This window comes from Streptomyces sp. NPDC026301 (assembly GCF_055567935.1).
Map to the genome: position 1 here is coordinate 89,441 of NZ_JBVHPN010000002.1, position 12,924 is coordinate 102,364.

At 73.7% G+C, this 12,924-nt stretch carries 11 protein-coding genes; 4 read left to right on the forward strand and 7 right to left on the reverse strand.

Going from position 1 to position 12,924, the window contains the following annotated elements; translation table 11 throughout:
- Positions 1-40 precede the first annotated feature (40 nt).
- Positions 41-1,273, forward strand: a complete 1,233-nt coding sequence (locus tag ACZ4MH_RS03505) for an ROK family protein (RefSeq protein ID WP_351598567.1) — start codon at positions 41-43, stop codon at positions 1,271-1,273.
- A gap of 15 nt (positions 1,274-1,288) precedes the next feature.
- Here ACZ4MH_RS03505 and ACZ4MH_RS03510 read toward each other — a convergent pair whose 3' ends face one another.
- Positions 1,289-2,242, reverse strand: coding sequence for a phosphotriesterase family protein (locus tag ACZ4MH_RS03510; protein WP_351598565.1), 954 nt, complete (start codon positions 2,240-2,242; stop codon positions 1,289-1,291).
- A gap of 172 nt (positions 2,243-2,414) precedes the next feature.
- Between ACZ4MH_RS03510 and ACZ4MH_RS03515 the strand changes: the two genes are divergently transcribed.
- Complete coding sequence (locus ACZ4MH_RS03515) at positions 2,415-2,720, forward strand: SHOCT domain-containing protein (protein ID WP_351598563.1); 306 nt, start codon at positions 2,415-2,417, stop codon at positions 2,718-2,720.
- Positions 2,721-2,855: 135 nt separating this feature from the next.
- Here ACZ4MH_RS03515 and ACZ4MH_RS03520 read toward each other — a convergent pair whose 3' ends face one another.
- Together ACZ4MH_RS03520 and ACZ4MH_RS03525 are read right to left on the reverse strand one after the other, a co-directional pair.
- Positions 2,856-3,365 carry an ATP-binding protein gene (locus ACZ4MH_RS03520; protein WP_351598561.1) on the reverse strand — a complete coding sequence of 170 codons (510 nt, stop codon included), beginning with the start codon at positions 3,363-3,365 and terminating at the stop codon, positions 2,856-2,858.
- Positions 3,366-3,677: 312 nt separating this feature from the next.
- Positions 3,678-3,962 carry a hypothetical protein gene (locus tag ACZ4MH_RS03525; RefSeq protein WP_351598559.1) on the reverse strand — a complete coding sequence of 95 codons (285 nt, stop codon included), beginning with the start codon at positions 3,960-3,962 and terminating at the stop codon, positions 3,678-3,680.
- A gap of 242 nt (positions 3,963-4,204) precedes the next feature.
- Here ACZ4MH_RS03525 and ACZ4MH_RS03530 point away from each other — a divergent pair, with 242 nt between their 5' ends.
- On the forward strand, positions 4,205-5,398 hold the full coding sequence (locus tag ACZ4MH_RS03530; RefSeq protein ID WP_351598557.1) for a PLP-dependent cysteine synthase family protein: 1,194 nt from the start codon (positions 4,205-4,207) through the stop codon (positions 5,396-5,398).
- A 78-nt stretch (positions 5,399-5,476) separates the two neighbouring features.
- Here ACZ4MH_RS03530 and ACZ4MH_RS03535 read toward each other — a convergent pair whose 3' ends face one another.
- Both ACZ4MH_RS03535 and ACZ4MH_RS03540 read right to left on the reverse strand, forming a co-directional pair.
- Positions 5,477-5,950 carry an SRPBCC family protein gene (locus ACZ4MH_RS03535; RefSeq protein WP_351598555.1) on the reverse strand — a complete coding sequence of 158 codons (474 nt, stop codon included), beginning with the start codon at positions 5,948-5,950 and terminating at the stop codon, positions 5,477-5,479.
- 84 nt (positions 5,951-6,034) lie between these two features.
- Positions 6,035-6,877, reverse strand: a complete 843-nt coding sequence (locus ACZ4MH_RS03540) for a DeoR/GlpR family DNA-binding transcription regulator (RefSeq protein ID WP_030251177.1) — start codon at positions 6,875-6,877, stop codon at positions 6,035-6,037.
- A 183-nt stretch (positions 6,878-7,060) separates the two neighbouring features.
- On the opposite strand from ACZ4MH_RS03540, the gene ACZ4MH_RS03545 reads away from it, so the two are divergent.
- Entirely contained in the window at positions 7,061-9,514 is a 2,454-nt protein-coding gene (locus ACZ4MH_RS03545; protein ID WP_467753963.1) for a hypothetical protein, read from the forward strand.
- Here ACZ4MH_RS03545 and ACZ4MH_RS03550 read toward each other — a convergent pair.
- Both ACZ4MH_RS03550 and ACZ4MH_RS03555 read right to left on the reverse strand, forming a co-directional pair.
- A complete protein-coding gene (locus tag ACZ4MH_RS03550) occupies positions 9,484-11,925 on the reverse strand; it encodes a right-handed parallel beta-helix repeat-containing protein (protein WP_351601328.1) in 2,442 nt (813 codons plus the stop codon). The genes ACZ4MH_RS03545 and ACZ4MH_RS03550 overlap by 31 nt on opposite strands.
- Positions 11,926-12,124: 199 nt before the next feature.
- Positions 12,125-12,718 carry an Rv1733c family protein gene (locus ACZ4MH_RS03555; RefSeq protein ID WP_351601325.1) on the reverse strand — a complete coding sequence of 198 codons (594 nt, stop codon included), beginning with the start codon at positions 12,716-12,718 and terminating at the stop codon, positions 12,125-12,127.
- Positions 12,719-12,924: the final 206 nt, after the last annotated feature.

Below are 12,924 nucleotides of genomic sequence, written 5' to 3' on the forward strand. Positions count from 1 at the left end.
GTGTTTTGTTCATATCGGATACAAAGTCAGAATGGACGGCGTGACCCACACTCGGACGACCAGGCTGGAGCGGGGCCGCGGCGCGCTCGGGCCCGCGCTGGAGCTCGTACACACCGGGCGCGCGCCGACGCGTGCCGTGCTGACCTCCGAACTCGGCGTGACGCGCGCGACGGCCGGTGCGGTGGCCGCCGAGCTCGAAGCGCTCGGCCTCATCACCGTCGACGCGCACCCGACCGCCGCCGCGGGTACCCAGGGCCGCCCCTCGCACCGGCTGTTCATCGCCGACCAGGGGCCCGTCGTGCTGGCCGTGCAGATCCACGCCGACGGCTACCGGGTCGCCCTGGTGGGCCTCGGTGGCCGGATCGTGGCCACCACGTCCGGATGCGGCACCATCCCCGCCGACCCGGCGCACATCCTGGCCGAGGCCGTGCGCGCCGGTTCCGGGCTGCTGCGCGACTCCGGGCGGCAGTGCCTGGGTGCCGGGCTCGCCGTGCCCTCCGCGGTCGCCGAGCCGGACGGTGAGGCGCTCAACCCGCTGCACCTCGCCTGGCCCGCCGGCGCTCCCGTACGCGAGCTGTTCCTCCAGGCGCTGGCCGACGCCAAGGTGCCGGGCGTCACCGCGCACGTCGGCTTCAGCGGCAACGATGTCAACCTCACGGCCCTCGCCGAACACCGCCACGGTGCCGGGCGCGGCGCTCGGGACCTGCTGTGCGTGGCGTCCGGCCACCGGGGCGTCGGCGGCGCGCTGGTACTGGACGGACGGCTGCACAGCGGCAGTTCGGGACTGGCCCTGGAGGTCGGGCACCTCACCGTCAACCCGGAGGGCGCCCCCTGCCACTGCGGCAGCCGCGGCTGTCTCGACGTCGAGGCGGACCCGCTCGCCTTCCTGGGCGCCGCGGGCCGTACGCCGGGCCCCGAAGGCTCGCTGCTCAAGCAGGCGACGGATCTGCTGCGCGAGGAGTACGCGGACGCCTCCGTACGGGCCGCCGGCGAGCTGCTGATCGACCGGCTCGGCCTCGGCATCGCGGGGCTGGTCAACATCCTGAACCCCGACCGCATCATCCTCGGGGGGCTGCACCGGGCGCTTCTGGAGGCCGACCCGGAACGGCTGCGGGCCGTGGTGGCGGACCGCAGCCTCTGGGGGCGCAGCGGCGGCGTGCCGATCCTGCCCTGCACCCTGGACCACAACGGCCTGGTCGGCGCGGCCGAGCTGGCCTGGCAGCCGGTACTGGACGACCCGCTGATCGTCCTCGAGGGCGAGCACACCGGCTGACCCACCCGGTGCGGCTCAGGCCCGCCACTCCGTGGCGAAGGCGCGCGCCGGATTGGCTGTCAGCATGCGCTCCACCGCTTCCTTCTCCAGGGTGAGTTCGAGGCGGCGGCGCAGCCCGAGTACGACGTACGGCATTCCCGGCCCGCCGTCGACCGAGCGGGCCCCGGCCGTGGTCGTGTCGCCGCCCAGCAGGACGCGGTCGCCGAACCCCGCGTCGACCAGCGCGGCCAGCACCTCCGGGAGCCGCCAGTCCGTCGCGTGGTGCGCCCGCGAGGGGCCGTCGAAGGCCAGGTAGGCGCCCGCCTCGGCGGCCGTGCGGTGGACGGCCGCGTCGGGGGAGCGGTTGAGGTGGCCGAGTATCACGTGCTGCGGCGGTACGCCTGCCTCGTCGCACAGCAGGTCGAGCACGTCGAGGGCGCCGGTGCCCAGCTCCAGGTGGACGCCGATGGCGGCCCCCGTGGCGTGGTGTGCTTCGGCCGCGGCGGTCAGCGTGTACCGGGCGTGCGCGTCCAGGCCGTGGAAGCCGCCTGCCACCTTGATGAGGCCGGCCCGCGGGCCGCCGGGCCCGCCGATGCCCTCCGTCAGCTCGGCGACGAAGAGGCCCGCCAGGTCCTCGCGGACCCGTTCGAGCGTCTCCGGTGCGTAGTGCGCCGCCTGGTGCAGCCCGGTGGCCGCCACGACCCGTACGCCCGACTCCCGGGAGAGCTGCACCAGTTCGGATGCGCGGCGCCCCATCCCGTACGGCGTCCACTGCGCCACTGTGCCGCCGCCCGCCTCCCGGAAGGCGCGCAGCTCGGCGGCCGCGGCACCGGTGTCCGCCAGTTCCCGGCCCGGCAGCTGGGGCGTGGCGAGAAACAGGTGGTCGTGGGCGTCGAACCGGCCGCGGAGCGCCTTTGGGGGCAGGTCGCCCAGCACGGTACGGAGGGCAGCGGTGGGGCTGGCCCCGGTGGGGCGCTTAGGTATGAGCATGAGGGCACTTTACATACCAGTAGTTACAACTCCGTGTCGCCACCCCCGTTGCCGGGCGTACTCCTCGAGAGGTAGGCCCGGTGCCGCTGTCCGTACGACGACGGGAGGCGTTCGGTGGATCAGGCTCGAAGGGAACGCGGAAACAGCGTGACCTTTCGAGGAGCTGATCATCATGGACGTCCTGGCAACACCCTGGTCCGGCGGCGGTCCGGGGCCCTGGATCCTGTTCTTCCCGCTGCTGTGGGCGATCGCCGTCATCGGTGTGGTCACCTTGCTGCGGCGCACCGTATGGCGCGGGCGGGGGCCCTGGCAGCGGTCCGGCGCCGTCGGTCACACCGGTACCGATCCGTCGCCCCTCTCCGTACTCGGCCACCGGTTCGCCTCCGGCGAGATCGACGAGGACGAGTACTGGCGGCGGCTCTCCGTCCTGGACGAGCAGTTCGGGACGCGCGGCAAGGGCAGGGGAGGCGCGACGTGACCGTCCCCGCTGCCCGGGGAACTGGGGCTGCGCCGTGTCCGTCCGTACGGACGGGCGCGGCTCGCGTCCCTACAGACGGGCGTCGCGCTCGTCCGTACAGACGGCTGAGCGCCCGGCCCCTGGGGGACCGGGCGCTCAGCCCACGCGTGCGCCGCGTGCCGGTGTGCGCACTCCGCTGCTCGCTTCGGTGCGCTCCGTCTCGGACGGTTCCGGCAGACGGCTGAGCGCGTGACCCGGCTCCTCGCGGCCACGGGTGAGTGCCGGGAGCGTGAACCACACGACCTTGCCGGAGTCCTCCGGGCGGGCGCCCCAGCTCTCGCTCAGCTCCGCGATCAGGGTCAGGCCGCGGCCCCCGGTGTCCAGCGGTCCGGCCGCCGCGGGCTGCGGCAGCCGGGGATCGAGATCGCGTACCGACACCGTCAACTGGTCCAGCAGGACCGACAGTTCGACCGTGCACTGCTTGCTCGGCCGGGCGTGCTGGTGGACGTTGGTCAGCAGCTCCGTCACCCCGAGCGTCGCGGGGTCGACCAAGGCGTCGAGACGCCAGTAACGAAGCTGTGCCGATACGATTCTGCGCATCTGGCCGATGCGTGCCGGCAGGGCTTGGAGCTCCACCGCGCAGTGCCTGCTGGGCTGCCTGATCACGACCGCGACTCCCCTGATGAGGCCGGGCGCGCCCGCCGCTACGGAAACGCGAGGACCGGGTCCGGCGATGTCACGTTCACCTGGAGTCACCAGAGGTGAACTCTTGGTGATGCGAGTCAGTCCAGGGTCGGCCCGCTCCCGTACTCCCGCAACCGCAGAGGGTCCGCAACCCCAGCGCGTCCCACCGGTCTTCACCCGAATGCAGTCGCCGTACCGCCGCCCGCAGACCCATACGGCCCCCGCGTGCGCTTCCGTACGCGGTCCGTTGGCGCGGTCGTACGGGCGTATCCGCCCCGTCGCTCCGGTACGGCGTCAGGTGCGGGCGCCGGCGGCCCGTACGACGTCCAGGAAGCGCTCGGGGGCGCCCATCGTCAGGGAGTAGCGATGGCCGTTGAGCGTGGCGAACGCGCGGTCACGGGCCAGCAGCCGCGGCCGGTGGGCCTGGACCGAGGTCAGCGGCGCGCTGTCGATCTCCGTGCCGTAGCTCGTCAGCAGTGCCAGCCTGCCGTCCCTGATGATGACCTGACCCGCTCGGGTCAGCGACCGCAGCCAGCGCTCGATGCGCACACCGGTCGCGTTGAACTCCGGCTCCCTCATGGAGCACCGCCTCCTCACGCACATGGCAACGGGAAAAGGCCCGCGCCCTTCATGAAGTCTGCCCGGATCGCGGCCCGGGCACCAGTTCCCCTGGTCGCGGGCCTGTGAACACCAGTACCCCGAGGGCTCCTTGGGGATGCTCAAAGGGGCGTTTATGCAGGTGAGAAGCGTGTGGTGGATGGTTATGATCGAGCTGGGCCCGGTGGTCACGGCGGGCCGGGACGACCGCGAGGAGCACGTCGATGAGTACCGCACAGCACACGGACGGGCGCGACGACGGCCTCGCGGGTGACGGCGGCCGGACCTGCGACACGCCGGCGGCCCCCGAAGGCGCGCCGCTGCCGACCCTCGATGTCGACCGCACCGACTCCGGTTACCGCGGCTGGCTCAAAGAAGCCGTGCGCAAGGTCCAGGCGGACGCCAACCGCAGCGCCGACACCCACCTGCTGCGCTTCCCGCTGCCCGAGCAGTGGGGCATCGACCTGTACCTGAAGGACGAGTCGACGCACCCCACCGGCAGCCTCAAGCACCGCCTCGCCCGCTCCCTCTTCCTCTACGGGCTGTGCAACGGCTGGATCCGCCCCGGCAAGCCGGTCATCGAGGCGTCCAGCGGCTCCACGGCCGTGTCCGAGGCGTACTTCGCGAAGCTCATCGGGGTGCCGTTCATCGCGGTGATGCCCGCGACGACCAGCCGCGAGAAGACCCGCCTGATCGAGTTCCACGGCGGCACCTGCCACCTGGTCGCCGACCCGCGGACCGTGTACGACGTCTCCGCCCGGCTCGCGGCCGAGACCGGCGGGCACTACATGGACCAGTTCACCTACGCCGAGCGGGCCACGGACTGGCGCGGCAACAACAACATCGCCGAATCGATCTTCCAGCAGCTGCGCCTGGAGCGGTACCCGGACCCGGCGTGGATCGTGGCCACCGCGGGCACCGGCGGTACCTCGGCGACGATTGCCCGCTACGTGCACTACATGCAGCGCGACACCCGTGTGTGCGTCGCCGACCCGGAGAACAGCTGTTTCTTCGACGGCTGGCTGAACGGCGACGCCGAGACGGACTGCCGCACCGCCTCCCGTATCGAGGGCATCGGGCGGCCCCGGATGGAGCCCAGCTTCGTGCCCGGCGCGATCGACCGGATGATGAAGGTGCCGGACGCGGCGAGCGTGGCGGCCGTACGGGCGCTGGAGACCGCCATCGGGCGCAAGGCGGGCGGCTCGACGGGCACGGGGCTGTGGAGCGCGCTGAAGATCGTCTCCGAGATGGTCGCCGCCGGCCGTACGGGCTCGGTGGTCACCCTCCTGTGCGATCCCGGCGACCGCTACCTCGACAAGTACTACTCCGACGCCTGGCTGGCCGAGCAGGGGCTGGACATCGCGCCGTACGCGCGGACCCTGCAGACCTTCCTCGCTGAGGGCACCTGGCCGGCCTGAGAGGCCCGCTGCCGGGCTCGTCGGCGCCGCCGGCCACTCGTACCCCGACGCGTCGCTCACGCGCCGACGAGGCGCCGCTCAGACGCCGACCAGGCGCCGGTCCAGCTGCCGCATCGAGTCGCGGAACGCGCGGCCCAGCATCGGGCGGGTCAGCTGCATCACCGAGCGGAACGGCGCGGGGCCGTCGGCGGCGAACGTCCAGCGCACGAGCGTGCCGCCGGGCGCCGGGGTGAGCCGCCAGTCCTCCAGCAGGGCGCGCAGGCCCGGCGCGTTGGTCTCGTCGACGCGGTAGGCGTAGTGCTCGGGGCGCTCGGCGGCCAGGATGCTCTCGAGGAAGCGGGTGCCGCCCGTCAGCCGGACCGCGCGGCCCTTGCCGCCGTCGGTCGGGGTGATCCGCGAGACCCCGGTGAACCACGCGCACCAGGAGCCGACGTCGTCGGCGAGCGCGGCGTACACCGCTTCGGGGGGCGCGGAGAGCTCGGCCGCGAAGACCATGCGCAGCGGCGCGGACTCGGCGAAGTCGAGCCCGACAGGGCTCAGTCGGCGCGTCACGGGACGAGCACCCCCTACACACGGTGATGAGGTCAGGACCGACCGTCGAACAGTCCGGCGTCGCACACCATAGCTGGGGCCTCGTCAGATGTCTGCGTCGTCTTCCGGCTCACCGGCCACCACCAGCCGCGGCGGCAACTCCGCGAACTCCGCCCGGGCGTGCGCCGGCAGACCGGGATCGGTGACCAGCACGTCCACCTGGTCCAGCGAGGCGAACGAACTCAGGCCCACCGTGCCCCACTTCGTGTGGTCCGCGACCACCACGACCCGGCGCGCCGACCGCACGAAGTGGCGGTTGGTCTCCGCCTCGGCGAGATTCGGCGTCGACAGCCCGGCCTCGACGGATATGCCGTGCACCCCGAGGAAGAGCGCATCGAAGTGCAGCGAGCGGATCGCGGCGTCGGCCACCGGGCCGACCAGCGTGTCCGACGGCGTCCGCACGCCTCCGGTCAGTACGACCGTGGCCGCTCCGGGGCGCGGGCCGCCGGCGCCGGCCGCCGCCCGCTGCGCGGCGTAGAACACATCGGCCACCCGGACCGAATTCGTCACCACGGTCAGGTCCGGCACATCCAGCAGCTGATGGGCCAGCGCGAACGCCGTCGTGCCGCCCGCCAGCGCGATCGCGCTGCCCGGCGCCGCCATCTGGGCCGCGGCCTCGGCGATGGCTTCCTTAGCCGACAGCTCCAGAGAGGACTTGGCCTCGAACCCCGGTTCGTGCGCGCTCGGCTCGCTCACCGGGACGGCGCCGCCGTGCACCTTCTCCACGACGCCCTGGCGGGCCAGCGCGTCCAGGTCCCGACGGACCGTCATGTCCGAGACGCTCAGCTTGCGGGTGAGCTCATTGACGCGGACGCCGCCGCGCCGCCGCACCTCGTCGAGGATCAGGGCACGCCGCTGCTCGGCGAGGAGGTTCTGGTTGTCACTCACCCGGCCTGTCCCTTCGTCCCGGCTCACGGCGCGCCCCAGGTCACACAAGCGCTGCTGTTCGGGGACATCCTCGCACGAGGCACTGACAGTGACTCCCCGGCCCGGATGAGGTGAATGCGGCGCCCCGGCGGGCAAGAGAGAATCCGGGACGCACATCGACGTACGGACATCGGGGGAACCACAGTGGACACCACGTACCGGTCCGCGCCCGCAGCCACGACGGACCCGAGCGGCGACGAGGATTCCGCCGCCGCGCACAGACCTCGCCGGATCGCCCTCGAACTGCTGGTGCACGGTGTCGGCGGCACCACACCCGCGGAGATGCTCGACGACCCACGGGTCGTGCGCGTCACCGGTGACGACACCGCCGCCATCTACCGCCGCGCCGACGACGTGGACGCCGAGGAACGCCCCGCTGACGCGCGCGAGGGCGACCCCGAGGAGCCGGTCCGCGAGGCGTACTGCTGGTCCAACCTCACCTCGGGCAACGGCAGTCGCGCCCTCTGGCTGATCCTGCTGCCCTTCATGGTGGCGAACCTCGCGCACTGGATGCGTCCCGCCGCCCCGCGCGGCCACCCTGCCCAGCGCGTGTACGACATCCTCGTACGCATCCTCGCGCTCACCCTCACGGTGCTGCTCGCCGCCGGGGCCTGCGAGGTGGCCCTGGACCTGCTCGCCTGGCAGTGCGCCGGCAGCCTCTCGTGCTCGGCGGACCGCTCCTGGCTCGGCTTCCTCAGCACCGCGCACGACGGCTGGTGGAGCCTGCCGGGCCGCCGCCTCGTGGTCGCGAGCGCCCTTCCGCTGCTCCTCGTGGGCCTGCTGTGGTGGCTCTCGCACCGCACCTGGAGCGCGTACGAGTCCGCCTCCCCGCCGCCGCGCCGCCCCGGCACCTCCCGCGGCACACCGCCCTCCCAGCGCCCCACGCTGTGCCTGGACGGCTTCTGGTACGGCCGCCGGGTCGTCGCCCGGCTGCGCTCCGCGCACGCCGCGGCGGGGCTGCTGACCATCGCCACCGTGCTGCTCCTGACCGCGCACGACGCCGACGGCCGGGCCGGCGCCGACGCGTGGCTGCGCTGGACCGGGTACGCGCTGGCCGCGCTGGTCGCCGCCCTCGCGGTACTCAGCGTGGTCATCGTCTGCCGCACCGCGCGCAGCGAGGCGGAGCCCGACGTGGAGACCGACCGGCCGATCGTCAGGTGCCTCCCGTACGCCGCGCTCGGCGCGCTGGCCCTGACCGCCGTGCACACCGCCTGGGCGCGCCCCGGCTGGACCTCAGCCGGGCATCTCCCGGGTGCCGGTGCCTTCGGGGCCGTCGCCGTCCTCCAGGGCGCGCTGGTCGTCGGGCTGCTGCTGACCGCCGGGGTGCTCCAGCGGGCCGCGCGGGGCACGGAGCGCACCGCGCTCGCGGGCCTGGCCGGCGCCTCCGTGGCGCTGCTGGCCTGCGCGCTGGGCGGCGTGTTCACCGGGGGAGTGGCGCAGCGCACCGCCGACTGGCTGGACCGCGGTGCCACTCCGGGTGACGCGCACGCCCCGATGGCGGGCCCGCCCGTGCTGCTCTCCTGGCAGGCATCGGTCATCCCGGTCCTGCTGATCGTCGTCCTGTTGCTGGTCGTGGCGGCCGGCTTCCAGGTGCTCGCCGTCCGCCGTGAGCTCGTCGCCGACATCCCCGGGCTGTACGAGGACGAGGAGAAGCCCGACGCGCAGCGCACCAAGGGGATCGCGGGCGCCATCGCCCGCGCGGGGCTCACCGACCGGGCGCCGGTGCTGATCGGCGTGATCACGGCCGTCACCTTCGTGCTCGGTACGGGTGCGGTGCTCGGCGCCCAGCTCACGGGCCTGCCGCCGGGCCGGGCGCTGGACGGCGCGCCCGTCTTCGTGGACGCCGTCGCCGAGACGGCGCAGGCGCTCGGCTCCTGGCTGATGGGCGCCGGCGTCGTCCTCATGCTCGCCATGGGGCGCCGCGCCTATAAGGACGCCTCGGCCCGCCGCACCATCGGCATCCTCTGGGACGTCGGCACCTTCTGGCCGCGCGCCGCGCACCCGTTCGCGCCCCCGTGCTACGCCGAGCGCGCCGTTCCGGACCTGACCTGGCGGATGGCCACCTGGACCGAGACCCACGACGGGCGCCTGGTCCTCTCCGGGCACTCCCAGGGCAGCGTGCTCGCGGCCGCCGCCGTCTGGCAGCTGGACCCGGTGACGCGCAGCCGGGTCGCGCTGCTCACGTACGGGTCGCCGCTGGAGCGCCTGTACGGACGCTGGTTCCCGGCGTTCTTCGGGCCCGCCGCGCTCACCGGGCTGCACCGCGAGATGGACGCCTGGCGCAACCTGTGGCGGTTCACCGACCCCATCGGCGGTCCGGTCCGCCTCACCTGTGAGGACGGCGCGGAGATCGACCGCGGGCCGCTGCGCGACCCGCTGGTCTTCGGGCGCACCCTCCAGCACCCGCTGCCCGCCCAGACCCTCGGACACGGTGATTACCAGGCGGACCCGGTGTTCGAGACGGCACGCGCCGAACTCCTCGCCCACCTGGCGCCCGGGATACCGCAGCAGCCCGGCGGGCCGGACGTCGAGCGGGACCCCGGCCCCGGAGAGCGGCCCGCCGCGTCTCAGGGCAGCGCCGGCAGGTCCTCGGAGTAGAGGTGCGTGAGGTCGTCGGTGTTCGGGTCGGGGAGCTGCGCCACCCGGCCCGCGTGCCGTTCGACCATCGCCTCGAACGTCTGCCGGGCGGTGCGCCCGTTGCCGAACGACGGCCCCTTCGGGAGCGCGGTGAAGTACTTCAGCAGCGCCTCGGAGGTGCCGTCGGCGAGGTGGTACTCCTGCTCCTCGGCCTGCTGCCCGACGATCCGCAGCAGCTCCTCGGGGTCGTAGTCGCCGAACCTGATGGTCCGCGAGAAGCGGGAGGCGACACCGGGATTGACCGCCAGGAAGCGCTCCATCTCGGCGGTGTAGCCCGCCACGATGACCACCACCGCCTCCCGGTGGTCCTCCATGAGCTTCACCAGGGTGTCGATCGCCTCGCGCCCGAAGTCGCGCCCGGAGTCCTCCGGGGACAGCGCGTACGCCTCGTCGATGAAGAGCACCCCGCCGCGGGCCCGGTCGAACGCCTCCTGGGTACGGATGGCCGTCGACCCGATGTGCTCGCCGACCAGGTCCACCCGGGAGACCTCCACGAGGTGGCCGCGCTCCAGTACGCCCAGCGACGCCAGGATCTCGCCGTACAGCCGTGCGACGGTGGTCTTGCCCGTGCCGGGGGAACCGGTGAAGACCAGGTGGCGGCGGACCGAGGCGGCCTTCAGGCCCGCCTGCCGCCGGCGCCGCCCCACCTCGATCATGTTGATCAGGCTGCGCACCTCGCGCTTGACGCTGTCCAGGCCGACGAGCGTGTCCAGTTCGCCGAGGACCTCCTCCGAGGGCCGGGTGTCCAGGATGGGCTCGGCGGGCGTCTGAGGCGCCGTGGGCGCCACGGGAGCGCCGCCCAGCAGGCCGGCCGTGCCCGCGGGCTGCGCGGCGGTCACAGGCGCCGGAGCGGCCGTCGGAGAGGGCAGACCGGTCGGCGCCGCCGCGGCCGCCGGCTGGGTCATCCGGCTCTCGTCGCTGGTGCAGTCCACCGCCGTCGGCCCGTCCTCGGCGAACTCGTACCCGCCGCGCGCGCACCGCTCCGTGCGGCACCGCGTCAGCGTCGTGCGGCAGCCGTCGATCACGTGGAAGCCGTAGCCGGAACTGCCCGTGACCCGGCAGTTGTGGAAGGTGCCGCGGCCCTCCGCGGACACGTAGAAGCCCGCTTCGGCCGGCGTGCTGACCGTGCACCGCTCGACGTTCGGGTCGGCGCCCTTGGTGACGATCACGCCCGTCTGGGTGTCCTCGATCGTGCAGCCCGAGAGCGTGCCGCCGCTCCCGTGGTCGCGGAACCACGCGCCGGTCGCGGCCTCCCGGATGCGGCAGTCGTCGAGCTGCACGGTCGCGCCGTCGCTGACCGAAACGGCGGTGTTCCGTACCTGCGCGAGATCGGAATCGACCACATCCGCCCGCGAACCGCGGTCCAGCACGAAGAGCGCGTCCGGCACGTCGTGCACCCGGGTCGAGTCCAGGACGGCCGTCGCGCCGTCGCTCACCCACACCGCCGGGTAGTCGCCCGTACTGTCGTGGATCTCGCACTGGTTGGCGTCCACCCGGGTGCCCGGGTCCCATACGGACAGGCCGTTGCGCCCGAAGTGCCGCACCCGGCTGCGGGTCAGCGTCAGCACCGAACGCGACCTCAGGTCCAGCGCGTTCTCCGGTATGTCGTGGATGTCGCAGTCGGCGACCGTGAGCACCGCGTCCGTGTCCAGGGTGATGCCGTCGGCCGAAGTGCGGTGCACCGTGCAGTCGGTGAGGTGTCCGGTGGCGCGCGAGGCGATCTGCACGCCCGCGCCCTTGATCTCGTACAGTTCGCAGCCGACCGCCTCGACCGCGCTGCCCTCGCCGTTCACCGTCAGGCCGGCGCCGTTCGCGTGGTGCACCCGGCAGCGCTCCAGCCGCGGATGCGCCCCGCCGCGCACCGCCACGCCCGCCTGTCCGGCCGCCAGCACCTCGCACTCCTCGAAGACGCCGCCCGCCCCGTCCAGCACGCTGATGCCCACGCCGCCCGGATTGTCGACCGTGCAGTGCCGCACCGTGGGCCGGGCGCCGCCGCGCACCTCGATACCGGTCGCGGACCGCGTCACCACGCGCAGCCCGGTGAGCTCCGGCGCGCCGTCCTCCACCAGGAGGGCGGGCGCCGCCGAGTCCTGCGCCTCCACGTGCAGGTCCTGCAGAGTCGCCGAGGCGCGTACGGTCAGCGCGACGCCGTCGGCGGGCGCGATCCGCACCGAGCCGCGTGCCCCGTCGGGCCCGCGCAGCGTCACCGCGCGGCGCAGCACGAGGTTCTCCCGGTACGTGCCCGCCGCGACGGTCAGCACATCGCCGTCCCCGGCTGCTTCGAGGGCGGCGGCCAGGGAGCTGTACTCCCCTGTGCGACGCCGCCAGCGCGACGTCCCGGAGTGCGTGACCTGGACCGAGCCCTGTGCCATGGCGATGTCGTGCCCCCACCTCGTGCGGCTGTTTCCGGCCCGCGGTGGTACGCGCGTGTATGTCCGCGTACGGGCTGCGCAGGCCCCAGCCGAGCGGCTGGCTGCACCACCGTAGCGCGCTCGGCGTACGGCAGTTGACGTGGTCGGCACCTCGTCCTACGGGCGGTGACGCACTCCGTGTCCTGCGGGCGGCGCGTGCTCAGCTGCCGGCGCCGGCCCGTCCCCAGTCCTGGCCCGCGCGCTCCCACTCCTCGTCCCAGCGGCGGTACCGGCGGCGCATCAGCTGCCACAGCACCAGCCTGCGGCCGCCCTCGACCGCGGCGCCGGCCAGCGCCGCCGCGCCCAGGCCGGCGAGCACCGCATGGGAGTTCGCGGTCGTGACGTCCAACGGGCGGGGCACGATCCGGCCGCGGTCGTCGGTCCAGATCCGGAAGCGGTCACCGGGCACCACCGGACGCGGCGCCGCAACGGGCCCGAGGTGCCGGCTGCCGTCCACGCCGCGCCAGTTGGCGAGCACCCTGCGGTGCGCGTCGCGCCGCGTGGCCGTCTCGGGGTCGGGGTCCACGGGGGGATGCGGCAGCAGCCGGTCCACCTGGACCCGCACCAGGTGCCGTTGGGCGTGCTGGGTCCGTACGGTGTCCAGGAGTGCGTCACCGGCGGTCCGGGCGGTCGCCCAGCCGACCGCCGAGGCCCCGAACGCGATCAGGAGGGCGGCGCCGAGCGCCAGCCACGCCTCGGCGAGATCGGTCCTGCGCCGCAGCGGATTACGCCGCCAACGCCACAGTCCACTCATCGCTCGCACGGTCCGGCACCCCCTTCCGTGTCCGTAACTACCTCATTGGGGGCCCTTCATGCACGGTGTTCATGAAGAGCGCGCAAAATCACCGGACGGGTACGGGCCGCCACTCTATCGCCGTCGGGGGCGGCGATCGGGGCGGCGGTCGGGATGGCGGTCGGGATGGCGGGCGCGCGGTGAGAGGCCGGGAGAGGGCGCAGACG